Annotated in this window: 22 protein-coding genes; 12 read left to right on the top strand and 10 right to left on the bottom strand. The window is 39.8% G+C overall.

What is annotated here, in order from left to right:
* The first annotated feature begins 35 nt into the window (after window positions 1–35).
* The 4 genes from R2S10_RS05480 (at window position 36) to R2S10_RS05465 (ending at window position 7,397) form a co-directional block, all read left to right on the top strand.
* Window positions 36–1,055 carry a FecR family protein gene (locus R2S10_RS05480; RefSeq protein ID WP_316839438.1) on the top strand — a complete coding sequence of 340 codons (1,020 nt, stop codon included), beginning with the start codon at window positions 36–38 and terminating at the stop codon, window positions 1,053–1,055.
* A 98-nt stretch (window positions 1,056–1,153) separates the two neighbouring features.
* Window positions 1,154–4,606: a SusC/RagA family TonB-linked outer membrane protein gene (locus R2S10_RS05475; RefSeq protein ID WP_316839437.1), complete on the top strand. Its 3,453-nt coding sequence runs from the start codon at window positions 1,154–1,156 to the stop codon at window positions 4,604–4,606.
* Between the two features lie 12 nt (window positions 4,607–4,618).
* Entirely contained in the window at window positions 4,619–6,091 is a 1,473-nt protein-coding gene (locus R2S10_RS05470; RefSeq protein ID WP_316839436.1) for a SusD/RagB family nutrient-binding outer membrane lipoprotein, read from the top strand.
* Between the two features lie 22 nt (window positions 6,092–6,113).
* A complete protein-coding gene (locus R2S10_RS05465; protein ID WP_316839435.1) occupies window positions 6,114–7,397 on the top strand; it encodes a metallophosphoesterase family protein in 1,284 nt (427 codons plus the stop codon).
* A 76-nt stretch (window positions 7,398–7,473) separates the two neighbouring features.
* Here R2S10_RS05465 and R2S10_RS05460 read toward each other — a convergent pair whose 3' ends face one another.
* From R2S10_RS05460 to R2S10_RS05450, 3 genes are all read right to left on the bottom strand, one after another.
* Window positions 7,474–8,910: a DUF5689 domain-containing protein gene (locus tag R2S10_RS05460; protein ID WP_316839434.1), complete on the bottom strand. Its 1,437-nt coding sequence runs from the start codon at window positions 8,908–8,910 to the stop codon at window positions 7,474–7,476.
* Between the two features lie 233 nt (window positions 8,911–9,143).
* Window positions 9,144–9,362, bottom strand: a complete 219-nt coding sequence (locus tag R2S10_RS05455) for a hypothetical protein (protein ID WP_316839433.1) — start codon at window positions 9,360–9,362, stop codon at window positions 9,144–9,146.
* Window positions 9,363–9,383: 21 nt separating this feature from the next.
* Window positions 9,384–9,857, bottom strand: a complete 474-nt coding sequence (locus tag R2S10_RS05450) for a hypothetical protein (protein ID WP_316839432.1) — start codon at window positions 9,855–9,857, stop codon at window positions 9,384–9,386.
* An 87-nt stretch (window positions 9,858–9,944) separates the two neighbouring features.
* Here R2S10_RS05450 and R2S10_RS05445 point away from each other — a divergent pair, with 87 nt between their 5' ends.
* From R2S10_RS05445 to R2S10_RS05430, 4 genes are all read left to right on the top strand, one after another.
* Complete coding sequence (locus tag R2S10_RS05445) at window positions 9,945–10,313, top strand: hypothetical protein (protein WP_316839431.1); 369 nt, start codon at window positions 9,945–9,947, stop codon at window positions 10,311–10,313.
* Window positions 10,310–10,972 carry a hypothetical protein gene (locus tag R2S10_RS05440; protein ID WP_316839430.1) on the top strand — a complete coding sequence of 221 codons (663 nt, stop codon included), beginning with the start codon at window positions 10,310–10,312 and terminating at the stop codon, window positions 10,970–10,972. The genes R2S10_RS05445 and R2S10_RS05440 overlap by 4 nt, the downstream gene beginning before the upstream one ends.
* Before the next feature lie 127 nt (window positions 10,973–11,099).
* Window positions 11,100–12,092, top strand: coding sequence for a helix-turn-helix domain-containing protein (locus tag R2S10_RS05435; RefSeq protein WP_316839429.1), 993 nt, complete (start codon window positions 11,100–11,102; stop codon window positions 12,090–12,092).
* Between the two features lie 129 nt (window positions 12,093–12,221).
* Window positions 12,222–14,618: an outer membrane beta-barrel family protein gene (locus tag R2S10_RS05430; protein ID WP_316839428.1), complete on the top strand. Its 2,397-nt coding sequence runs from the start codon at window positions 12,222–12,224 to the stop codon at window positions 14,616–14,618.
* Window positions 14,619–15,052: 434 nt separating this feature from the next.
* Here R2S10_RS05430 and R2S10_RS05425 read toward each other — a convergent pair whose 3' ends face one another.
* Window positions 15,053–15,967, bottom strand: coding sequence for an AraC family transcriptional regulator (locus R2S10_RS05425; protein WP_316839427.1), 915 nt, complete (start codon window positions 15,965–15,967; stop codon window positions 15,053–15,055).
* A gap of 137 nt (window positions 15,968–16,104) precedes the next feature.
* On the opposite strand from R2S10_RS05425, the gene R2S10_RS05420 reads away from it, so the two are divergent.
* The 4 genes from R2S10_RS05420 (at window position 16,105) to R2S10_RS05405 (ending at window position 19,478) form a co-directional block, all read left to right on the top strand.
* Window positions 16,105–16,989, top strand: a complete 885-nt coding sequence (locus tag R2S10_RS05420) for a phytanoyl-CoA dioxygenase family protein (RefSeq protein WP_316839426.1) — start codon at window positions 16,105–16,107, stop codon at window positions 16,987–16,989.
* Window positions 16,990–17,005: 16 nt separating this feature from the next.
* A complete protein-coding gene (locus tag R2S10_RS05415; protein ID WP_316839425.1) occupies window positions 17,006–17,821 on the top strand; it encodes a sugar phosphate isomerase/epimerase in 816 nt (271 codons plus the stop codon).
* 141 nt (window positions 17,822–17,962) lie between these two features.
* The gene (locus tag R2S10_RS05410; RefSeq protein ID WP_316839424.1) at window positions 17,963–18,946 is read left to right on the top strand and encodes a hypothetical protein; all 984 of its coding nucleotides are present in this window, start codon (window positions 17,963–17,965) and stop codon (window positions 18,944–18,946) included.
* Window positions 18,947–19,007: 61 nt separating this feature from the next.
* Window positions 19,008–19,478: a GNAT family N-acetyltransferase gene (locus R2S10_RS05405; RefSeq protein WP_316839422.1), complete on the top strand. Its 471-nt coding sequence runs from the start codon at window positions 19,008–19,010 to the stop codon at window positions 19,476–19,478.
* Window positions 19,479–19,723: 245 nt separating this feature from the next.
* Here R2S10_RS05405 and R2S10_RS05400 read toward each other — a convergent pair whose 3' ends face one another.
* The 6 genes from R2S10_RS05400 to R2S10_RS05375 all read right to left on the bottom strand — a co-directional run bounded on the left by R2S10_RS05400 (window position 19,724) and on the right by R2S10_RS05375 (window position 25,910).
* A complete protein-coding gene (locus R2S10_RS05400) occupies window positions 19,724–19,912 on the bottom strand; it encodes a hypothetical protein (protein WP_316839421.1) in 189 nt (62 codons plus the stop codon).
* Complete coding sequence (locus R2S10_RS05395; RefSeq protein WP_316839420.1) at window positions 19,909–20,301, bottom strand: hypothetical protein; 393 nt, start codon at window positions 20,299–20,301, stop codon at window positions 19,909–19,911. The genes R2S10_RS05400 and R2S10_RS05395 overlap by 4 nt, the downstream gene beginning before the upstream one ends.
* Window positions 20,302–20,536: 235 nt before the next feature.
* Entirely contained in the window at window positions 20,537–22,195 is a 1,659-nt protein-coding gene (gene asnB, locus R2S10_RS05390) for an asparagine synthase B (RefSeq protein ID WP_316839419.1), read from the bottom strand.
* Between the two features lie 66 nt (window positions 22,196–22,261).
* A complete protein-coding gene (locus R2S10_RS05385; RefSeq protein WP_316839418.1) occupies window positions 22,262–23,386 on the bottom strand; it encodes a TlpA disulfide reductase family protein in 1,125 nt (374 codons plus the stop codon).
* A gap of 10 nt (window positions 23,387–23,396) precedes the next feature.
* Window positions 23,397–24,494: a TlpA disulfide reductase family protein gene (locus tag R2S10_RS05380; RefSeq protein WP_316839417.1), complete on the bottom strand. Its 1,098-nt coding sequence runs from the start codon at window positions 24,492–24,494 to the stop codon at window positions 23,397–23,399.
* 18 nt (window positions 24,495–24,512) lie between these two features.
* Window positions 24,513–25,910 carry a RagB/SusD family nutrient uptake outer membrane protein gene (locus R2S10_RS05375; protein WP_316839416.1) on the bottom strand — a complete coding sequence of 466 codons (1,398 nt, stop codon included), beginning with the start codon at window positions 25,908–25,910 and terminating at the stop codon, window positions 24,513–24,515.
* Window positions 25,911–25,927 lie beyond the last annotated feature (17 nt).

Raw genomic sequence — 25,927 nt, 5'->3', positions numbered from 1 at the left:
CTCGATCTTGTCTTCTAGTTATAAAAAGCATAACAATGGAAGAAGAGATCTGGAAATTAGTACTCGATTATTTAGCTGCCAAGGAGCAGGGGAAAGTGGAGGAGCTGGCAAGTTTAGAGGAGCGTTTACAGGACTGGCTGCGCAAAGATCCGCTACACCAGCAGGAACTCAATCAGGCCATATGGCTTTGGGAAAATACAGCGGTAATGCCGCAAACGGAAAGTTGGAAACCTGGTTTTGCAACGCTTCAAAGCTCGCTTCAAAACGAAAGACCTCAAAAGAAAAAGACATTTAGAATTTGGGCAGGAGCAGCTGCTGCTGTGTTGGCTACTATGGCCATCTTTATTCTGTTTAATAATAACAGAGAAAAGACTTCCTCCCTTCCTCAAACCATATGGATCACAAAAACGGCAGAGCCAGGAAAGATCCGCAATATTATTCTGCCCGACAGTACCGAGATCTGGCTAAATGCGGGAAGTACTATCAGCTTCCCCAGTAACATCAAACAGGCATCATATAGAACGGTTAAACTACAGGGAGAAGCCTTCTTTCAGGTCAAACGTGATCCAAACCATCCTTTCATTGTACACAGTTCAAACATTCAGACCCGGGTATTGGGAACTAGCTTCAACATTCGAGCATGGGGCAAATCCAGTCCTGAAGTTACTGTGCTGACCGGTAAGGTCGCGGTATCCAGGGATTCTGCAGGAACGCAGTCGAAAGCAATTCATCTAATCCCGAATCAAAAAGCAGGATATGATTTAAAATCAGGGCAGCTATATCGCGAAAACTTGGAAGATGCCCGCACAGCGATTGCCTGGAGGGAAGGGGAAATGACATTTGATCAAACACCAATGGAAGAGGTATTTGAAGCAATAGAACGCCGCTATGCACTGAAAGTGATCACAGATAGATCATTCAAAGATTGTAAGCTCACCGCCAAGTTTGGTAATGTCAATATCAATGAAGTGTTACAAACCATTCAAATGACCTTAGCCATCCATTACAGCATTAACAAACAGACAATTTATATAAAAGGAGGTAAATGTAATTAGACAGTATACAAAAAAATAGCCGAAGCATGTTGCAGCATGCTTACGGCTAAGAATTTCAATTTTATTTTAACCCATCAATGATTAAAACACTCAAAGTTATGAAAAAGTCCGCTGTGACTAATCAATTAATTTTTAAAGTAATGCGTTTTTTTAGCCTGGTCTCTATTTTTCTTTCTGTAATGCTCTTCGCCGGACAGGCTTCGCCTGTAAAAGCGCAGGACCTAAACAGTCGGATCAGCTTCAGCTTTAAACACGGTACCTTAACCGAATTACTTAAAAACATCGAAAAGCAAACCAGCTTATCTTTTGTTTACACCAATAAAGATGCGGTACTAAACCGTTACGTAGAAACCCTAAAGGCAGACAACGAGCTAGTCAGCAGTTTACTTAACCGCATATTGACCCCAATGCAACTGACTTATCAGGTTCAGCATAACCAGGTCATTATTAAAAAAGCAATCCGCGTTAAAGGTCGGGTAACCGACGAAAAAGGCCTGCCTATACCTGGCGTCAACATTATTGAAAAAGGGCTAGACAATACCGCTGTTACCAATTTTAATGGAGAGTATAGTCTAAATGTAAAGGATGCCTCAGCTGTACTTATCTTTAGAATGATGGGCTATCAGACTAAGGAGATGGCTATAAATGCGGCTTCGGTAATTAATGTCAATATGGTTCCAGATCAAAGGGCACTCTCAGAAGTAGTGGTTACCGCATTAGGTATTAAGCGTTCTGAAAAGGCATTGGGATATTCCATTGCAACAGTGAAAGGGACCGATGTAAGTACAGCTCCGGAAGTTAACGTGATCAATGCATTGGCCGGAAAAGTGGCTGGGGTAAATGTAGTCAGTGCAGGTTCAGATCCTGGTTCCTCTGCCTTTATCACGATTCGTGGTCAATCTTCTATTGCAACCGATAACCAACCTCTTTTTGTGGTAGATGGTGTTCCTGTGGCCCATTCACTACGTGCAACATCGGAGGTAGGGCGTTCTTCAGTGGATTATGGGAGCCCGATTGCGGATATCAGTCCAGATGATATTGAAACTATTACGGTTCTGAAAGGTGCCAGTGCTGCTGCTTTATATGGCAGCAGAGCAGGAAGTGGGGTGATTCTTATTACCACAAAAAGTGGCGCAACAAGTAAAAAAGGTTTAGGGGTAAGTTTCAACTCTACTGCCCAGTTCGATAAGGCATGGATGTTCCCTCATTTTCAAACTACCTTCGGTGCCGGAGAATATACGGATGACCAGGCAGTTTCTACCACTTCCGCCTGGGGCCCCAGATTAAATATCGGTACCAAGCACCTGCAGTGGAATAGTCCGCTTGATGCCAATGGAAAACCAGTCCCTACAGATTGGGTATCACACCCGAACAATGCCAAAGATTTTTACGAAACAGGTTCTACTTACACCAATAACATTGCCATAACAGGTAAGAATGATGCGGGAAACTACAGACTTTCCTATACCAATCTGGAGAACAAAGGCATTGTACCTAACACAGATTTGAGTAGAAATACTTTAAACCTGGCCGCAACTTATATACTACACCCTAAAGTGAAAATCAGTACCAACCTGGGCTATGTAAATAATAAAAGCGATAACCGTCCATCAGCCTACAGGGAGAGCGTAACCCAAATGCTTTATTCGATGCCTCCTAATATGAACATTAACGATTTGAGGAGTTATTGGAAACCAGGACGCAAAAACCTGGAGCAGTTCTCACCGGATGATTCGGATAACCCATTTTTTGTAGCATACGAACATACCAATGGTTACGATAGAAATCGCATCACAGGGAATTTACAGGCTGTAATTGACCTGACTGATGACCTAAGTTTTATGGCGCGTACTGGTCTCGATATGTACAATGAACAACATGAAACCAAACGTCCTTTTAGTTCCAAGCGTTTCAAATTTGGAGGTTATGGGGTAGACAACAGTTTCTTCAAAGAGCAGAATACAGATTTTCTATTGAGCTACAAGAAGACTTTAAATCAAGACTGGTCTTTTAGCTTATCAGTAGGAGGTAACCAGATGAACCAAACTTCCAGAAGTACTGCTCAACGTACCGAGAGTTTAAGTATTCCGGGAATTTATAACATTAACAATGCGCAGGCGGGAACTATCACCAACTCGCAATACAACTCCCGAAAGCGGATCAATAGCCTTTACGGTATGGGACACGCTTCCTATAAGGATATGGTGTTTCTGGATGTGACCGGAAGAAATGATTGGTCCAGTACGCTGCCTTCAGCAAATAATTCTTATTTCTATCCATCAGTTTCCCTAAGTACAGTCCTTACTGATGTGTTTAAAATCAAATCTGAGGTGTTATCCTTTGCTAAAATCAGGGCCAACTGGGCACAGGTTGGATCTGATACTGATCCTTACCAATTATTAAATACCGTTCCTTTTAACCAGGATTGGGGAGATGTGAAAAGAGCAACTATTGAGTTCAACCTAAAAAACAACTTCCTAAAACCAGAAATTGCTACTTCTTATGAGTTTGGTGCTGATTTACGCTTCCTCGACAGCCGTTTAGGATTGGATGTCACCTGGTATAAAACCAACAAAAGAAACCAGATCATCAATATCCCTACAACCATTGCTTCTGGTGCTTCAAACCGACTCATCAATGCCGGAAACATTCAGAATAGCGGATGGGAGATTGGCTTCTTTGCCGTTCCGGTTAAGGCAGCCTTCAAATGGGAAATGAATGTGAACTTTACGAAGAATGAAAACAAAGTGATTTCCCTAATGGAAGGCTTACCTGAATATTCTATGGGCAGTGCCGATGGAGATAATATCCGTTACCTCATTAAAGAGGGGACAAAAATCGGAGATTTCTATACCCCAAGTTATACCAAGGTGCCAAGCGGGCCAAACGCAGGCGCTGCTTTATTAGACAAAACCGGACATTACATCCGCAACAATGCTGAATACCTTAAAGTTGGTAATTATAATCCTGATTTTACAGTTGGCTTTAACAACACGTTCAGCTATAAGCGCTTTACGCTTAATGTGCTTCTGGATTGGCGTAAAGGTGGTAATTTCTACTCTTATGTGGTCAAAAGTTTGATCAATGCAGGTTTAACAGACAATACGCTTGTGGGTAGAGATGCGGAAACGGGTGGTTTGCCATGGGTAGATTCACAAGGCCGAAGTAGAAATGACGGAATGATTATTCCTGGATATATCGCCAGTGCTGACGGTTCATTTACTGAAAATAAGGTCATCATTGCGGCTTCTGATTTCTACAATAACACCTACAATAAATATTATGAACGCTTAACCTATTCGGCATCTTACCTGAAACTAAGGGAAGCTTCCCTGACCTATGTGTTTGATCAAAAGTTAATACGCAAACTCCCAATCAGCAACCTTTCGCTTTCCCTGATCGGAAGAAATCTATATACCTGGACGGCCAATGGATTAGGCTACGATCCGGAAAGCACAATGAGTGTTACGGAAGGCTTTAAACTGGGCGTTGGACACTGGACGCTACCGGGAACCCGCTCTTTTGGCTTTAAATTAAGTTGTAACTTTTAATGACGATCAGAAATGAAATTCAAATATAAAACCATTCTGGTGCTGTTCGCGACCCTATTGGCTGCCTGCACTAAAGATTTCGAGGAAATCAATACCAATCCAAATTCTCCGGAAACCACCAACACAGAGTTCCTGATGTCGGAAGTGATTTTGTCTACTGCTTATGCCTATCAGGAAAATGCAGTGGGCAGAAGACCGGCATCTGCAGCACGTTACCTGACCCTGGTTCGCAATACCGGTTACGACCTGTTTGATTGGGGACCTGTGGACTGGGATGATATTTATGCCCGACTGTCTGTCAACAAAACTTTCATGGAAACTGCACAAAAGCGTTCCGAAAATCAATATGTTGCGATCGGTAAAATTATAAAGGCTTTTAACTTCGGTTATTTAACGGATTTATATGGCGATGTTCCTTACTCACAGGCGCTAAAATCTAAAGAGAGCAATGTAATTTATCCGGAGTACGACCAGCAACAGGTGATCTACCCGGACTTGTTAAGAGAACTACGTGAAGCGAATGACCTGCTAAAAAGTGCAGTACCGGATATTAATGCCAAAGCTGATGTAATGTTCAAAGGAAAGGCTTTGCAATGGCGCAAGTTTGCCAACACTTTGCGCTTAAGGATGTTGTTGCGCATCTCCAAAAATTATACGCCTGCTTTTGCCGAAATGCAGGAAATCATCAATGATAAAAGCGCCTTTCCAATTTTTGAAAGCAGTGCTGATAATGCTGAAATCCCTTACCTGGGAAACCTGGCGGCCTACAGCTGGCCTGGAGGACCTTTAGCGATGATTGATTTTGATTACCAGAAAACAAAGGTGAGTAAGGAGCTAGTAGATCGGCTTATTCAAAGAAACGATCCAAGATTGGCAGTTTGGGTAGAACCTGTTAAAAGTACTGTAGGTTCTACAGTAGATCCCAATAGGTATGTTGGTGTACCCAATGCTATTGATGCGCCCTCTGCATACAATGGTGGGGAGGAGCATGTATCTCTTTTCTCCTCCAGTTTTTTTAGAAAGAATGGTGGTACATCAAACCCTTTGTTGAAAGCCAGTCTGGTAACCTATACCGAACTGTGCTTTATTTTGGCCGAAGCCATACAAAAAGGCAGATTAACTGTACCTGGTGAAACTGCAGAATCGATGTATTATAAAGCGATTAAGGAGTCGATGAGCAGTTATTCACTAACTGCGCCAACAAGTTATTACGACCAATCTATCGTCAAATATGATGGTTCGCAAGAGCAACTGATTACCCAGAAATGGATGGCCATGCTGTTCAAAGGGGCCGAAGGTTGGTTTGATCAGCGCCGTACCGGCTATCCTGCTTTCGTAACAGGGCCACTTGCTGCGGGTCGTGGAATACCGAAACGTTATGTTTTTCCAGATTCTGAAAGCGCTAAAAATAAACTGAATTATCAAAAAGCAGTGTCCGCCTTTGGGGCCGACAAAGAAAGCACCCTAATGTGGTCTCTGAAATAATTTAAAAAAGCTCAAACTCAATATGAATAACTTTAAAAGATCAATTTCGCTCTTGGCCATGCTGGTGACAGCTGGCCTTAGCAAAACAAATGCTCAGGATTTTAATCCGAAACTCTTTCCGGATCGTGTGATTTTAACCTGGACCGGAAATCCTGAAGTAAGTCAGACGGTGACCTGGCGTACAGATACTACGATTACTGCTGCTAAAGCACAAATTAAGGCGGAAGATTCCAGCCCAGCTATGGAAGAGTCAATTGTTACTTATGATGCTGGATCCCGTGTTTTGTCTGGGGGAAATAACTATGCCACCGCAAAATATCATCAAGTTATGTTTACCAACCTGAAACCAGGAACAGTATACGCTTACCGGGTAGGAGCGGGCGAGCATTGGAGCGAATGGTTTCAATTTACCACAGCCTCCAATACCAATAAACCCTTTTCTTTTATTTATCTGGGAGATGCCCAGAATGACATCCGTTCCAAATGGTCACGCGTGATCCGTAGGGCATTTGCCCATCAGCCGGACGCGAGATTCATCATTCATACCGGTGATTTGATTAACCGTTCAAACAACGATCAGGAATGGGGAGAGTGGCATTATGGTGCTGGATTCATCAATGGCATGATTCCTAGTCTACCTTCGCCAGGGAACCACGAATATGTGAGGGATAATAACAGAAAACTGGTTCTGGATCCGCATTGGGGGGTACAATACACCTTACCGGGTAATGGCCCTAAAGGCCTGGAAGAATCCGTGTATTATGTCGACTATCAGAATGTTCGCATCATCTCTTTAGATTCTCAGATGATTATTCTGGATGAAGCATCTGCTAAAATCCAATATGAATGGCTGGAAAAGGTGTTAAAAGAAAATAAACAATTATGGACGGTAATTACCTTTCACCATCCTATCTTTTCTACTGCCAAAAGCAGAGATAATAAGGAGTTCAGGGAGCGTTTTAAACCATTATTTGATCAGTATCATATTGACCTGGTTCTGCAAGGTCATGACCATACTTATAGCCGCGGACAAAATCTCCCAAGAGGATTGTCGGGCAGAGAGGCCAGCGGACCAGTATACCTGGTTTCTGTTGCCGGTCCTAAAATGTATAAAGTGGATGGAGCAAAATGGATGAATGTCTCTTTGGAAAACACACAACTTTTTCAAACGATTCATGTAGATGGTCAGAACTTAAAGTTTGAGGCTTACAAAACCTCTGGGGAGCTGTTTGATGCTTTTTCTCTAAAGAAAACAAGCAGAGACCGTGCTGCAGAATTTACAGATTTGAACCCTGCTTCAAAGTAATCTTTGAGCGGTTTAATTTTTATCACATTTGGGCAGCGGACAATTGTACCGCTGTCCAAATGTAAAAATAGCTTAATTAAAAGCCCATTTCCACTTTGTCAATTAATATTGGGATATAGCGGTCTCGACTTCTAGTGCTGATTCCTGCTGTTTTTCTTGAAGAAAGATTGATGATTCTTATCGCAGGATTATCCAACCACTTCTGTCTCGTTATTGAGGTAATACCCATTGCTTTTAGATCTTCCATGTTGGAAGGGAGAATAAAGGTCGCCGTATAAAATTTACCAGTTTCTTTGATAGGAGGGGTTAATAATACAACTCGATAATGGTCATCAAATCCTTTTGGTGTAACCAGTTTCCCTGGAATTAGTTCCCCTGTAGATTCTATTGGTATTTCTATTCCGATATTCACTTCATCGGTTCCGGTATTAAATGGTAACACATTGATCGCAATTTCCTGATTACCGACACTCTGCTCTAGGAAGCGAATGTCACCAGTACTTTTACTCGCCGCAAATGTGATTTTTAAAACTTTAAGACCTTTCAAACTCAAAGTATTAGTAGAGTATAGCTGTAGCCTGGAGGCAAGGGAATCTTTCGGTAAATAAGGATAAATCTTTCCCGATTTCGTGAAAACGGCATCTGCTGGATTGACCAACTGTTTGATCGTTCCGTCCTTCGTATCTCCATACCAGTTCGCAAATTCAGTATGCAATGCGTATTGCTCCATTGCTAAATTAGCAGTCCAGCTTGTGTTTTTCCAGGTTGTAAATTCATCCTTAATATATTTTAATGGAAGAATATCCAGGGTATTTCGGGGTGCTAGTTGAAGTTCTTTTCCATTTAAATGTACAATGCCCACAATACTTCTGATATCCTGAGGCAGCTCCTGACCATTAAATACGGCCTCTTCGATGATATACGAGGTAAGGCTTGCCTTTCCATCAGAGATTTTCGTATTGCCCGAATATTTCCCATTATCAGAAATAAGATTGCCGGCTGCGATACGTATTAAGCTACCTTCCCAATCTTTCTTATTTGCTTCGAGTTCTCTAACACTGGTTTCACGAGGAATAATTTTCCCGGTACCCAGTTTTTTTACTAGATCATTAGCTAAATCCTGCAAGACTACCGTTCCATTCAAGGTGGCTACCGTCTGCCCAAGAATTTTGATTTCCAGACTGTCATTTAGGGCAAATTTATGCTCCGCCTGCAACTTTAGCATGATCCCACTCTTCCCGCTGCCTTCCTGTAGAAACAAAGTTTTGTTGTTAACAATGTTTTTTGAGCTGGCATCCGAGATCACAACGCCTCTAATTACGCCCTCTTCTTTAATTTTTACAGGTTGTTCTGTACTTAAAGCCTTTAAGGTCGTAATAGAAATTTGCCTGGCGATAGGGGGTAGCTCTGGCTCCTGAATCTTCGTTTTATCTTTCTTACAAGAGACCATACTAAATAGGAAGATCAAAAAAATCGATGTGGTTATGGGATAAGCAGTGTGTATTTTTTTCATAACTAGTTTTTGGCGCTAAGTTTTTGAAAGATGTAAAACATAGCCCTTTGTTTTTATTGTAGGTTGATTTAAACAGGAAATTTATTTGGGTATTACTATCCTGATTATAATAAAAGTACAATTATTATATCTGAATTATATTATGAATGATAAATAATTAAGTAACGTTTTTGTTTTAACGAGGAATCGTTAAATAAAGCAGCCAATCGTTAAGCGATGCTGGGTAAAATCGTTTAATGTACTTGCGTCTGAACCAACATATGCCCAGCACCACCTCTGCGACCCCATTTATCGGAGATCAGCTCAGCCTTTGAAAGAGGTTCAGTTGGCAGGCCTCCTGCATCATCGGCTTTTGAGTTCATCACATTTTCACCTTCCCAGTCAACTACACCGCTAGGTACTGATTTTTCTGAGCGTATTGCCAAACGTTCTAAGACACTTAATTCGCTCATCAAGTGATCAAAAAATAGATTTTATTTATGAGCTTCATATTCCAATAGGCGTTGTTCGCTGTCAGGATGAGCAAGAAGTGCCTTGAAATGGATCAGTTCATCGTTTGCCACTCCTAACAATCCGCGAATGCTTTGAACATCCTTGTCAATGTTTGTATCCTTGTTATAAGTTAGGCCTTCGTAATTTAACTTTGTTGCAAGCGTACGCTTAAAGTATTGGAGGGATTCCGAGAGCTTGTTTATGAGTTCAATTCTTACTTCTTTATTGACCTCTGATTCTAAAGACTCGTTAAATATAGCTATCGCATGCAGGATATCCATTGTTCTTGTTTTAGCCTCGTTTACCCATTGTAGAAATTTAGCTCGGGCGGATGGAGATGCAACTGCCTTATGAGATGAAAATGGGCCCTTAGGGGATGGAGCCTTAGGGAATCCCTTTTTGGTTTCATTGTACTCGGCACGATGGGATAAATGCGTTTCATCAGGTACTTCCATCTTGATGTACACTAAATTCTTTCCTATGATAATTATTGGGTTAGTTTTTATATTTTTATTACTATAAATATATTAAATAACGAACGAATGGAAGAATCAATAAACGACATCAAGCAACTCGATATTACCTTACATACAGGTTCGGGCAGTTCGCAGGCCATTATTAATATTAATGAGTCTAAACGTTCTGGTAATCTATGGTTTATCGATCAGATTGTAGAGATAAAAAAGATAAAGAAATTTGAAAATAACTACGGTCTGCAGTTTGAGGCTAAAGTAAATCAGGACTGGAAGGATGCTACGCTGATCATGACTCGGGCTGAACCAGAAACCGTTATTGTTGCCACTATTGATAGCAATGCCCGCACCGCTACTATCTACCATGAAACTGCTGAATTTGCATTTTATTTTATCAGAGATCTGAAAATCCCAGTAATAAAATCTGAAAACAAATGATGAAACTCCTGTTTTTTTTAGTCTTGCTATCTGTAGCTAGCCCCAGTTTCTCGCAAGAGAATGAGCCTTTATATACTGGTAGGTGGAAAACCAACAATCCATCAAACTACACCGTTATTGGTTATCGCAACAACGAAATAAGAAAGTATCTATTGGCCTCTTCAGCACCTAAAGAGGAGCAAATGATTTATCAGATACTAGTAGATGGAATTCCACTCGCTGCGCCATTCTATGCCAAAAGCTGGGTAATTGTAGAAGGTAAGGACATTACAATCAGGCAAACAAAACCGGGGAAATCCTACTCTGGAACCTGGAAGGTGATACAGGAACCCGAGATTCTGAGCGAAAAGATGATTTGGTCATCGGATGTTAGCCAAACAAACGACGTACTGCTGATGTCCTTAAAAACTGAGCAGGATTTTGTAGTGGAATTTGGCTTTAAGGATGTGAATATGAACTTAGGATGCGAGAATGTAACCTTTACACTCTTTGTTGATGGTGTGGCACTGAAAGATGAAAATAATAAGGACTTACCCATAGTACTGGGAAGCAGTATTGTTGGTCGTGGGAAAATTATTGTGGTAAGATCAAAAGGAGTTTGCACCAATCCAACTGTCACCGTTTTCGGCAGTCTGAAGTTGAAAAAATTAATGCAATGAAAGGGATTTTAGCTGCATAAAAAGGTACATTTGAAGCACCACCACCTATATCCCATTTATGAACGTCGGTAAGGAACTGTTATTTTTTTTTAGTGCTCTCGGAGCTTTTAATGGGCTTATTCTAAGCTTGTACTTTTCTTTTTTCACCCGAAAAAAGTACCTGAGCAGTTATTTCCTGGGCGCGCTATTGTTTGTCCTGAGCGTGCGGATTGGTAAATCTGTTTTTGTATATTTTGATGGTAGTCTACCGAAGATTTACCTGCAGATCGGTCTTTCCGCCTGCTTTTTTATAGGTCCTTTCCTTTATTGTTTTCTGAAGTCCGCGGTTAAGGGATTGGAGATAATTCCTGAATCCTGGAAATGGATGCTGGCTTCCTTATTTCTGCTGGTGCTTGTGACAGGTATATGCTATCCTTATGAAAATTATTCATGGCTCTGGAACAAATACTTTAGCAAGATCATTTATTTGCAATGGTTTATTTATATCGTGATGTCGACCTTTGTGATCAAAGGAGTACTGAAAAAAATGTTCAGCAAAGGGCAGCAATTGACTCCTGCTGAAACTTGGCTGCTGATGATCTTTTTAGGGAATGTAGTGATTTTTATTACCTTTTTTCTAAGCTTAATCCGGGCACCATTTATGCCCTATATCAGTGGTGCAATTGGTTTTTCCCTGATCTTATACCTGATTATTTCTGTGCTTTTATATAGAAAGAAAACCGATGATCTGTTTCTACTCAGCCCAAATAAATACCTGGGTAAAAAAGTGAATGAAGAAGAAGTCGGAATTTTGCTAGGGAAGCTGGAAAGAGTCATGGCAGAACAGTCGATTTACAAAAATCCCGACTTAAAATTAAGTGACTTATCGAAAGGGATAAATGTAAGTAGCCATCAATTGTCGCAGTTTTTGAATGATAATCTGGGGAAGAACTTTACCACCTTTGTCAATGAATTCAGGATCAACGAAGCATGTAGGATCATCTCAACAGATCACCGGCTTACCTTGGAATCCATAGGTTATGAGGTGGGTTTTAACTCAAAATCTACTTTCTTCGCTGCGTTTAAAAAACTGAAGGGGACTACGCCCTTGAGTTATCAGCAGCAGACCTTGCAAAAATAATTGCATGTTTTTAAGCCAGTTTCTTCGTGTTATCTTATAAATCCGTACTCCTGATTCCTGTTTCCGGCACCTGCTGCAGTGATTTACTATTGATTTTTGTGAAAAAGAAAAACCAAATCCAATTCGCAAATGAAAATCCTGCTGATCACATTTCTCAGTGTCTCGACTTTATTCTTCCAGTCCCTAAAAGTAAAAGCCCAAAATATCCGTAGCATCTCTGCCAGGGTAACTGATTCAAATCATGAGCCCCTCATGGGGAATGCACAGCTTTACACCGTTGCAGATCCTACTTTTAAAAAGGGTATTAGCTTCCTGAACGGCAGCTTTGAGTTGTCAGATATCAACCAGAAAGAAGTGACCTTGAAATTAACCTCCTTGCTTTTTGCAGATACGCTGATCCAGGTAAAGTATAACGGAACAGTAGCTATTGATTTAGGAACTATTGTGATTAAACAACTTAACGTTCAGTTAAATGAAGTCGGAGTCAGTGCTCAGCTACCATTAACGCGACATTTGGCCAATGGTAACCTTGAGGTGAAGGTGGCAAATACCATACTTGCGAATAGCAGTTCCTTAATTGAAATCCTCAGCAGGGCTCCAAATGTCATCATCAACGACGGGCAGATTTCTGTGGCAGGTAAAGGCGAAGCTACAATTTACCTTAATGGCAGACTCATCACTGCCGAACGGATGTCTTCTATACCCACTTCACAAATAGAGAAGATTGAGATCATTTCCAATCCCTCTTCAAAATATGATGCAGAAGGAAAAGCAGTCATTAATATCATTACCAAAACTAATACAGGAGAAGGGCTGCTCGCCTCCGCGAGTCAGCAGGTTACAGCATCTGAATTTGCAGGGATTAACACCAATACCATGTTTGACTTCAATTACAATAAAGAAAAGCTTTCTGTAGTAGGTAATTACGGCCTGTTTCAAGGAAAGGATAGAGAGCGGCTGTATACCACCAGAACCCGGCTTTCGGAAGCAGATTATTTGCGATCTGAGTTAACCACCAACTGGAACCGCAAACTCCGTAACCTCTCCAATTATGGGCTCGGTGCTCAATATAGTATCAATAAAGACAAGAGCCTGTCCCTGAGCTATAGCGGGAATTTAGAAAAACAGGGGGGAAGCCAGGACAGTAAGAACAACATTACGACCAATGAGGGAACGCGCTTTTATACCAGCGAAATCAAGAAAAATGAACACCGGCTAAATCACTCTTTTACTTTTAATTATAACCAGTCTATAGATACACTGGGCTCGGTGTTTTTTGTCGGAAGTCAGTATTCAGATTTCCATGCAGATATCAATGATCTCATTGATGAGCAAAGCTTGATCGATGCAACAGATGCCTTCAGGACCTTAAAAAATGATGTTCAACATAAGATCATGATTTCCAGTACACAGGCAGATTATACCAAAGTGTTCAATGCCACAGAAAAACTGGAGCTAGGATTTAAATTCAGCTATGTGAATACCAATTCCGGTACCGGTTTCCAGATTGCGGATAATGGGGGAGATTTTCGACCCGATGATAAATTATCCAGTGATTTTGAATATAGAGAGAAAATACCAGCTGCCTATCTCAATTATAGCGGCCTGATTATGGGCAAGATTAACTTCGGATTAGGCCTTAGGGGAGAATGGACTAATTACACGTTAAATACGAGTGTGGCTGGAGGGCAGGTGATCCACGATAGCTATTTTAATCTTTTTCCAAACCTAATGCTCAGCAGGGTGATTTCTGAACGGCTTAAATTGAGTGCTTCCTACGTATCCAGAATCACCCGACCGAGGTATCAGGCTTTAAATCCATTTGTGATTTATCAGGATCCTTTTACTACTATAGAGGGAAATCCCAACCTTATTCCGGAGAAAGTCCATTCTTTCGAATTGGGCGCATATTATCGGAAAATTGACCTGAGGGTCGGTTATAATTACGTGAATGACCCACTTAGTGCCGCTGCTTTGAGGGGAAGTACACCAAATAGTTATGTCTTAAAAGGGCTTAATCTGGAAAAAAGTCATGCTTATTTCGCTGCACTTTCTGTCTCGACTGGTATCGGATTATGGACGGCCATAAATACCCTAAACCTGAGTTATACCAAAATGATAGATGATCAGTTTTCCTTTGTATCTCTGCCAACAAGGCCACGATGGTACTTATATTCTAGCAATACATTTAAGGTGAAAAATCTGTTTAAGGTACAGTTGCTGGCTTGGTATCTTGGAGATCACTCATCAGGATTATATCAAAACCGAAGCAGGTCTTCAGTGACTATAGGGATTGATAAGGAGTTTTTTAAAGATGCACTGAAGTTGAAGCTATTGGCAAACGATATCTTTAATAAAACAAATAACTCCGGAGATTATAGCGTTGGACAAACCGATATATTTTACGACAGGTCATTTAACAACAACTATTTCCGCCTGATGGCCACTTATAGTTTCGGTAAACTGAAAAATAGCACTTACAAAAATAAGGCAACAGGGCAGGCAGAAAATAGCAGGGCAAATTAATCTGGTTTTTGTCTTCTGGTTAATGCCATTATTATCTCTGTATGTGGGTTACTAATAAGCAGTTTTGGTATTAATATCGAAATGAGAAAATTATTGAACAACCTTTGGCAAATTACGCTGCAACATCCGATCTCTATATTTAGCTACCTTTTCCTAATTGCTTGTTGGTATGAGGTTATTTCAATGTTTTACTCTTTACGAATTTGGTCGGAAATTCGTAAAGAGGGCTATGACTGTATAAATGGGCAAGCATATGGATTTATACTTGCCTCATTGTTATTTATTGCCATTTTTTTACTGAATATTTTGCAAGTTGTTTTTAGGAAGGATAAAAAATTCTATATTGGAATGGTTTACCTTTTACTTGCGACAAGCATTGTTATTTTTGTAGTATTCAAATCGGCTTGCTGATTATATTGTATAATATTTAGTATTCATAAACAGCCAGCGGAAGAAGTAATGACCCTAAAAGTTGCTAAGTCTTCGAAATCACCTTCTATTTTATGATATTTTAATCGGAATTGTAAAGGTGATATTTGTTTAAATCGCTTAAATTGCCGGAAAAAGAAGGGTAGTGTTTCATAACCACAAGCGTAACTAATCTGTTTAACTTGCAAATCTGTTTCTATGAGTTGTTTGCAGGCCATATTTAACCTGAATTCGTTTAAAAAGATGAAAAATGTTTTTTTCATTACTTTGCTGAAAAACCTTGAGAAGTTCTCTTCCGTCATATGTAGATGCCCTGCTATGTCCTCCAATCTTATTTTAGTTCCATAATGTTGTCTCACATATTGATAAACAGAATTGATTCGGTCACTTTGCTGTGAAGCGGTCATTATCGAGAAATTGTGATCACAAAGGGTTTGAAATTGAACCTGCTCGGCCAGTAGGTTAAGGAGATTTAAAAAACACATTAACTTTTCAAAGGATTCCATTTTAAGCATCCTGATGAAGACGTCTTTAATTTCACCGGCAAAGAGTTTATCAAATCGGATTCCTTTCTCAGAAAGGTCCAACATCCTTTTGATGTGGGTAAATTCGGGTTGTCTCAACCAGTCTTTTCCCAATAGATCAATGTCCCATTGAATCACTATGGCTTGGGCTTTATTGATTTGTGGACCTACGTTTTTCCAGCAATGGGGTAGGTTTGGCCCCAATAGAATCAGGTCATTGTCCTCAAAATTCTCAATACTATTCCCCACATAGCGCAAACCGGAACTTTTTAGGATGAAGGTCAATTCAAACTGTGGATGAAAGTGCCAGGGCGCATCAAATTCGTCTTTTTCCTGGTAGAAAGCTTTTAAGGAACTTGATGGTAGAGGTAAAATAGATTCAAAAACTGGTTTCATGGGAAGTATCTTATTCTTTGCTCATTCTGACTTAATGGCTTGGTTTAAGCACAAGATAAGTGATTATTAAGTCAAAATAAGCTAATCCGAGCATCTTTTTATTCAATTACTTTGTGTGATCAATCAACGAACCAAACATGGAAGATTTTTCAGAATTTCATCATCAGATCACTGATACATTTAAAAAACCGGCGAGCAAAGCCCAATGGGAGGAATACCGGTTGACCGATGAGCAGATTCAGTTTTTTAATGAGCATGGGTATTTAAGTAACATTAAGCTTTTAGAGGAGGAGCAGATTGAGGTGCTAAGAAATGATTTACATGAAATCACCAATGCGAATCATCCTGGAAATCACCTCTTTCATGAGTTCCATTCCAATGAATCTTCAAATCCGGAAACTATTTTATTTCATGCATTGGGGGCCTGGCGTATTACAAAAGGCTTTCATGATACGCTTTGGAACCCTGCCTTTCTTATGGCTGCAAGTCAGTTGTTAGGGAATAAAGGGATTAGGTTCTGGCATGACCAACTATTTTGTAAACCGGCAAAGCATGGGGGAGTGGTTGCCTGGCATCAGGATTATTCTTATTGGACAAGGACCGTCCCAATGCAGCATTTAACCTGCTGGGTTGGATTAGATGACACGACGACTGAAAATGGCTGTTTACTATATGTTCCTAAAAGTCACAAATGGGGCTTGCTTAAAAAACCTGAACTGGCGGGTGATATGAACGGTATTGTAGATTACCTGACTGAAAAGCAAAAAGAAGAATTTGTTCCTGTCTCCATTGAAATGAAGAAAGGGTATGGCACATTTCATCATCCTTTATTATTACATGGATCCAATGAAAATAAATCTAATCATTCCAGACGGGCATTCGTATTAAATGTGTTTGCTGATGGGACACAATCTGCCTCAAATAAAGTATTGCTGAATGGTGTACCTGCAGTTCCTGAAGGTGATCAAATGGAGGGGCAGTTTTTCCCAATGCTATTTGATCCGGCAGCACAGTATAGTTAGAACTACAATTTTAAATATGAAAATACAATTCTATTATCCTCGCTGGGGTTCTGAAAATACTAACTGGGATGATTTTTGTCAAAAAGTAAAATTCGCAGGATACGATGGTGTGGAGACACCTGTTCCAGAAGATCCAAATGAACAAAGTAGCATGACCAATGCATTGGAAAAAAACAATTTGCTTTTGATTGGCCAATACTACCAATCGTTCGAAAAGGATTTTGAAGCACATAAAGCCAATTATATAAAGCATTTATACCTGCTGTCATCATTTAATCCGATGAAAATCAATGCTCAAACTGGAAAGGATTATTTTAGTTTTGAGGAGAACCTAGCGTTATTTGCTATCGCAGACGCTATTGCTCAGGAAACCGGCATTCCTATTTGTCACGAAACACATCGGGGGAAAGCTTTATTCGCCTCCCATATAGCGCATCAGTTTCTAAAAGAGTTACCAGATTTACGTATAACCGCAGATTTCTCCCATTGGTGCAACGTAGCTGAAAGTTTACTTGAAGATCAACAGGAAACACTTGCTGTAGCTTGTAAACAAGTTGGACATATTCATTCAAGAGTAGGGCACTCGCAAAGTGCGCAGGTAATTGACCCAGGCTTACCTGAATTTAAAACAGAACTGCAAGCTCACCTGAACTGGTGGGATGAAATTATCAAAGATTATCAAGATAAAAAAATAGATAAAATAACCATTACTACTGAATTTGGTCCTGCGCCATATATGGTTCATTTACCCTTTACTAAGATGCCAGTCGCCAATCAATGGGAGATCAATTTATATATGATGCACTTATTGAAAGAAAGATATCGCAAATAAACCAATAGAAGGCATCCCTCTAAATTTTTGATGTTTTTTCTAAACGAACAACCATCCTTAAAAACCGATTGAATTGGGGCTAGCGAGAATGGATATAGGATTGAAAATCTTATCTTTATTCGTGACGATAAATATCCAGAAATGATAAATTCTGTTAGAAACCCGCTTGCGTTGATTGCTGTTGTGGCATTTCTCTGTAGTTCTTGTTCATTAGGTAAAAAAGTGCAAGTAAGTGAGTATGCTGGGTTGATTAGTTGTCACCAGCAGAGGCCATTTAATGCCAGGGCAATTAAGCCCCGTCCTATTAACGAGCTAAGTATTGATACAGCACTTGTAAATCATTTTGGCTTTTCAAGTTTGAATGTTGCCAATGCTTTTGGTTTTTTGGACCTATTGCAACGGCTTGTAAAGGCTAAGGAAGATTTTAAACGATCACCTGTTACAGAAAACCGGTTGAGGAGAATAGAAACCACTATGAAGCTTTCCGAGCAGATTAATCTCGCTTCATTGGAAATTTCTTCCTTTGCTTCTGAACTCGATTGCGAGGAGGAACGAATTACGCAGGTGGCAGATTTTTTAAAGGCGAAGGAAAAGCAACGGGAAACCCGTCTAACCGTAGCAGCTATTGGAATAGGTGCAATCGGTGGTGTAGCTGCAGGCCTCTTGTCATCGAGCGATAAGGCCGGCCATAGTGGGGATTATGTTGGCATAGGTACGGGTATAGCCGAAGCTATTTTGGGGATTCTTATTTTAAAGAATAGTAAGGTAACAGAACTGCAGCACCCGCGTAACGTTTTAAAAGATATATGGTATGGGCAAGATTCTTCTATTTTCCCAGCTTCAGTATGGTATTTCATTACTTATAAAAATCCAGCTAAACCAAATGAACTTTCATTAAGAGAAAAAATTATAGAAAGCTGGAAAGGGTTTAATCAAGTGGCGGTTGATAATACAGAAGAGATGAATAAGTTTACATTGCAGTACTTTCAGGATAAAGGTGTTTATGGTACTGATGATCTCTATAATCGTGCTAAAATGTACGATCAGATTGAATCTTATGTTAAAATGATAAAGCAAGATTTAACGACCCTATCTCTTGAGTTAGAAGATCAGGATGATATTTAAACAATTTCATCTAAAATATGATTCAGTCCATTTTGTTTCAAGAGTTTATATGTTTTTAATTATGATTTTTAGAGTAGCAGAACTTTCGGATATTAAACAGATGCAGGTAGTACGACACCTGGTGAAAGAGAATACACTGAGCAATCCAGATCTTGTTCCTGATAAAGATGTAGCGCATTACATTTCTGAGAAAGGAAGGGGCTGGGTTTGTGAAGTTGAGGGACAGGTTGTAGGGTTCTCCATCGTAGATTTATTGGAAAACAGTGTATGGGCGCTATTTGTAGACCCAAAGTTTGCGGAAAAAGGAATTGGAAAAGAATTGCATCGACTTATGATTGATTGGTACTTTCAGCAAACTAAAGAGAAGGTAGTTTTAGGGACAGACCCAAATACACGTGCGGCGCAATTCTATGCATTTCAAGGCTGGATAATAGTAGGTCATTATGCCAATGGCGAGGCTAAATTTGAATTGAGTTACACCATCTGGTCTAATAGAAAAAATAGCGCTCCAAGATCCGAGTTCTATATTTAGATCCCCTTTTCTGATTGTTTGTATGAGGTTATTTCAATGTTTTGTCGTTCTATTTAGCTTTTATTTGTATTAGATTTTTGAATACAAATTCTATTACCGCATCCCTGTTTTCTAGAATGTCTTGGAGAGAGTTCGATACCTGATAATCAGGAATAGCTCCTCGTTTCCTAATTTATGTAGTGTACTAGATTCGCTGATGCCGTCGGAAGAAAAATGTTTCAAAGTTTCAGATAAAATTTCATTGCTTAAATGACCGTCTTTGCCATAATTTCAGAGCCTTCCAGAATTTGCAGGTTACTCAGGGTATTTACTATGAAAATGCGCTCATTTGTAACGTAAATCTGAAAGGGTACCCATTTTTGTTTAGCAATAATCTCGCCCAAATGATTAAACGCCTTCACACTTGTATGGTCATCATGAATACTAGCAATCATTTTAAGTACAACTTTGTAAAAGCAGTTGCTTCCATAGCTTTGGAAGTTTCCAGCATCAATCTATTTGCCATTTCCTCAAATTTCTCAGGGGATTGATTTGTATGAAGCTCAATGCCAGCTTTATAATATAAGAACTGATCTTTGGCACGAGCTTCCAGCGGAATGGCAACCTGCCCAGTTGCCTGGGCTATTAGCGTTGTATCATTTTTGCTAATGGTTATTTTGAGCGGTATTTGTTTGTTGCTGTAAATGCCCAGGTAGCTACCTAGCTTTGGTATGTTGAGGGTTTGTGCAGATGCGCTGAAGGTAAATAGGATAGAGAGAACCATTCGATTCAGGAATCCCGAACTAAGCTTTGGTAGCTGTATGAGGGATGGATTTATTTTCACTAAATATTTGAATTATCTTTATATCATGAAAATAGCTCTAGCTTCTCCTCCATTTCCGAAAAACATGAAAGAGGGTTTACTAAATGAACAAGGTATTATTACTTATGAATGTGAAAAAGAGCGCTCGGAATCGGATTTAGTGTTAATTCTGGAAATACAAAAAAGAGCCCGCATTTTAGTTGCGGGCTCGACAGAGTCTAGGCGTAATCTTAGAAACTAAGTTTTCCTGGTTTTTTTATTTGAATGCCTCATTGTGTACTTGAAGTATTGCACGTCCTGATGGATCATTCATGGTCTGAAAAGCAATATCCCAAGCTAAAGCCTCCGGTGTGCTACAGGCTATTGATTTAACTGAGGGTACTGTGGCAACAGCCGCACCAGATGGAAATAACTCTTCAAATATTCTTCTATAAAAGAATTCTTCTTTACTAAGTGGGGTATGAATAGGGAACCGAGTTGCAGCATTTTTAGAGCTATGGTCATTAATTTCCTGTTCGGTGTATTGTTTTAAAGTGCTAATCCATGAGTAGCCCACGCCATCAGAAAATTGCTCTTTTTGTCGCCATAATATTTCATCAGGCAAACTGCCTTCGAAAGCTTTCCTCAGGATCCATTTCTCCATATGATCTTTATCAATCAACTTGAGCTCAGGATTGATAGACATAGCTGTGTTGACAAAGTCAATGTCTAAAAATGGAACCCGTCCTTCTATACCCCAGGCAGCGAGTGATTTGTTGGCGCGAAGACAATCATAAAGATGTAGCTTTTTCAATTTACGAACAGTCTCTTCGTGAAAAGCCCTGGCTGAAGGAGCTTTATGAAAATAAAGATATCCTCCAAATAATTCATCTGATCCTTCCCCGGAAAGCACTGCTTTGATCCCCATCGACTTCATTACCCTTGCCAGTAAATACATCGGAGTAGAAGCTCGTACTGTGGTGACATCGTATGTCTCTAAGTAATAGATTACATCTCGAATAGCATCAATTCCTTCCTCCAATGTAAATTGAACTTCATGGTGAGTAGTACCGATATAATCAGCAACCTTTCTTGCTGCCAATAGATCAGGTGCTCCGGCTAATCCTATTGCATAGGAATGCAGCTGAGATTGCTTTTTTGTCAACAAGTTTCTCTCATTTATTTCTTGCTTGGCAATACTTGCTATGATGGATGAATCTAAACCACCGGATAACAATACTGCAAATGGAACATCCAGCACCATTTGCTGGCGAACTGCTTTTTCCAACGATTGACGAATTAAATTAATATCAGTGGTACCCTTTTCTTCAACCGATTCGAAATTCTCCCAACCAGGTTTATAATACTGAATAGGATCCATACCTTGTAGACTATGTATATAGTGACCGGGAGGGAACTGATTGATTAAGTCGCAAAATCCTTCTAAGGATTTTAATTCAGAGGCAAGGAAATATTGCCCTTTACTATCGTAACCATGATATAAGGGAATAATACCCAGATGATCCCGGGCTATGAAAAATGAATCGTTTCGCGAATCATAAATAGCGAAGGCATACATTCCGTTTAATTTATCCAAAAAATCAATCCCGTATTTAAGGTAAAGTGCAATTAAAATCTCCGAATCTGATTTACTTTGATAGGGGTAATCTCCAACTTCCTTCCTCAGCTGCTCATAATTGTAAATTTCACCATTTACTATCAGTATCACTGATTTATCAGCGCTGTATAATGGTTGACTTCCAGTTTCAAAATCGGTTATCCCTAGACGCTCATGTGCCAGGTGAGCACTAAATGAACCGTATATTCCAGAACTATCCGGTCCTCGGTGACGAAGACGTCTTGCCATCTCCAGGACTTTTGTTCGTATTATAGACTGGTTCTCAACTGGCAAAAAGGAACAAACAATACCACACATATATTTTAAAATTTTAATTGAATACTCTTTAATTTATTGTTTACAGATCTAATTAGGTTAGCGCAACTATATAGCAGGAAATAACTCCCTCATTTTTCTACTTAAATGAATTCCTTTAATATTTTTAGCTATTATTTTTCCAGATGGATCGATCAGGTAATTTTGAGGTATACTCTGAATATCGTAAAGATCTGCAGCGATTCGTTCTTCATCGAATGCCTGATAAAGGTCTTGGGTGCCGTCTGCTTTTATTGCTGCGATCCATTTATCCTTATCTTTAGTTTCATCTACAGACACAGCCATAACTACCAAGCCTACATCTTTATACTTTTTATAGGCATCCAAAACATTTGGCATTTCAGATCTGCAAGGACCACACCAGCTTGCCCAGAAATCAATCAGCACATACTTTCCTTTAAAATCAGGGATCTCGGAGAAATTCACCCATTTTCCATCCTTATCTTTTACTTTAAAATCCTTCGCCATTTGGCCAGGGGAGAGGTTCAGGGCCATCTCTAGTTTCTTTGAAAAAGCTTTTGCGGATGGCCATGCTTTAGTGCTGCCTGGAAGTACGTCGAATGCCGTTTTCATCAGTACCGCATCATGATTGAATTCCTGATACTCTTTTAGCAGGCGCATACAGATTGGAGAGCTTGGATTCGCGATCACATAGTCTATATATTTTTGGTAATACTGCTGCTTTACCAAGTCTTTACGATCTTCATAGTTGATTCTCACTGTGTCCAGCTTATCTAATGAACCCATATCCCAGAACTTTTCTAAATACACCATATATTCGTCAGATTTGGATTTTGTTGCTTTTTTGAAGTTGTTATATTGATCTTCTGCAACAGATCCTTTTACCAGGCTATACTGAATGGAATCGGCTATTTTTAGCTCGATTGCATTATTCTCCAGGAAAAAACTGATACCACGGTATCCTGGGTTATTTTTAAACTTAGCTTCCGGATCTTTGATATAAACTTTCACCTGCATAGGTTCTGCAATACTTCCCTTAAAGTTGAAACGGCCATTTTTGATCCTTACGCTATCAGGATCAGTTTTTTGTGGCTTACTCAAATAGACCCATTTATTGTTATTTTTACCTGGGCTTTTTCCCTCAATATTATACGTATTGGTTTGTGCATAGGCCGAAATTGGCAGTAATGCTGCGATTAGTAATTTTTTCATGGCTGTTTTTTTAAGGATTAAATTGTTTGTGTAGGAAGGTTTCCAGGTCTTTTCCTCGAAGGTCTTTGGCTATGATTTTTCCCTCCGGACTAATCAGGTAATTTTGAGGAATGCTGCGGATGTCATACAGCTTGGCAATGTCTCCGGTAGGATCAATGGTTTGTGAGAAAGCACCCGTTTTATCTTCTTCAATAGCTTTTAACCACTCTGTCCGCTTATTTTCCTTGTCCAGGGAAACTGCCATCACCTCAAATCCATTGTTTTTATATTTATTATAGGCATTCCTCACATGTGGCATTTCCGATCTACAGGGCCCACACCAGCTTGCCCAAAAATCAAGAAAGACATATTTACCCTTGAAATCTGATAATTTTACATCTTTTCCTTCTGAGCTTTTTACATTGAAATCTAATGCAGGTTTTCCAATGCTAAGGGTTAATGCGGTTTGAAGTCTTGCCTCAAATGCTTTACCAGATGCCGAATTTTTTAGATCACTGCTGAAAGCAATGAATATTGGGGATAATCCATCCATATTTCCTTTTCTGGAAACATATTTATTCAATAGAATTATACCAATCGGACTTTTTGGATTTGCTTTAAGGTAAGATAAATGTAAATCATTGATATGGTCATAAGCACGGTCAATTCGGTCTTTACTCGCTATTTTTTCAGCATCATTATCTGCTTTGTTCATATGAGTCGCCCAAAAATCTCTTAGATAGCCATCATATGTCTTTTCTGCCGGCGCAATCATTTTTTGAAACTCAATGGCTGCCATTGCTGCCGGGGAACCAGTAACAGAAAAATTGTTTAATGAATCAGCCGCTTTAAATATCATCTTGCTATTGTCAATGACAAATACTGCTTTTGGAGATTTACGGTCAAAGTAAATTTTAACGGCTGTAGGTTCAGTTACACTTCCCTTAAATTCAAATCGACCATCTTTAAAAGCTGCACTATCTGTTTTTTCTGACCTTTCTGTAGATCGGCTCATATAGATCCAAGCCTTTTTTGATGGAGTATTTGTACTCCCCTTGATGACATAGCCAGGGGAATTTTGCGCATAGATTTGCAGGGGCATCAATAATGCCAGTAATAAAAATCTCATATTTTTTGGATTAGGTGTTTATCTTGGATTTTGTGTTAAGCCAGACATTTGAATCGATCGAAGCGGGATTGGGAAGCTATATCTAGGGTCTCCAGGCTCCAGTTTCTCAATTTTTCCTTTGATCGTTCTACTGATTTGAACCTGATGTTCAGGTTCCATATTTAACCTTTTAAGGTCCATCCATCGCAGGTTACGCATCACTAATTCTTTCCTTCGTTCTTTTAAAACCAAAAGTAGGGCAGCAGCAGGATCTGAACTTTGCAATGGCGTAAAGCTTCCCGTAACCCATCTTTTTGCAAGTAACTCATTGAGCAGGTCCATTCCTTCTCCAACCTTATTGGTTCTGACCATAGATTCGGCTGCAATCAGGTAAACTTCATCTAAAGCCAGACCTGTAAATAGTCTGTACCCTGCATAATGACCTTTAAAAGAATAACCCCCAAAATCTTCGTTTTCATAATAGAACACGGTTTTGCGCAAGTCATTGTCAGCATAACTGGTATAAAGTTCGGCCTTAACCGTAGCAGTTTCATCTGTGTAGGTAGTGGTGAAGGACTCCATTGAAAAAATCACTTCTGGATTAAATCTAGCGATTGGTTCATCACTTGTAACATCTAAAGAGTTGTAATTAAGTAATTTACTGCTCCCGAATACCTGGATGCAGGCTTTTGCTTCTGTTGCCGCCAATTCATATTTGCGCATGGCAAGATAGGTTCTGGCAAGTAGGGCATGAACAGCAGCTTTGGAAGGTCTATAGGAGTGTACCGGCTTTTCAGGTAATAGCGGCAATGCTTCATTCAAGTCATTTATGATCTGGTCATAAGTCTGACGCAGCGTTCCTCTACTCACTTTTTCATTATAAGTGTCATCTTTCCTCAACGGGATACCGGGATCCTGATCGGCAGTACTTTCATTAAACGTTTTTGACCAGCCAGTAACCAGCCATAAGAAGGCGTTAGAACGAAAAAATAAAGCGCTTCCTCTTACATTATCGTATGCGGCGGCATTTGCCGGCGTTCGTTTAATGTCTTCAATACTTTTTAATACAGTATTGCATGGAGTGATAACAGAATAATGACCACCCCAACAGCCCTCTATTTCAGAGTCATAAATCCCCATCACTTCTGGTCCCCAGATGTAGACATTTCGAGTACCTTGTTCGAGGCTTTCATAGGATTCATCATCAATCTGATAATTGTCGCTACTCGCTTCTGGTAAATCCGTGCTGCGCCCATTAGAACCAGATGTATTCATTTTTCCACTATTGTCTAACAGTGCCTGTAAATCCCGAAGAGTTTCAGGAACAGCGAGTTTTATGTCTGGTTTCTCATCCAAAAACTTCTTGCATCCGCTAATCGTTAGGCAACAAATAAGTGCCAATGGCAAGATCATTAATATATTTTTTGAGCTTTTCATGATGCTTCTAATCTTAA

The organism is Pedobacter gandavensis (assembly GCF_032678745.1).
Classification (GTDB): Bacteria; Bacteroidota; Bacteroidia; order Sphingobacteriales; family Sphingobacteriaceae; genus Pedobacter; species Pedobacter gandavensis_C.
Note: the sequence above shows the minus strand (reverse complement) of the source record. Positions and strands in the feature narration are given on the sequence as shown.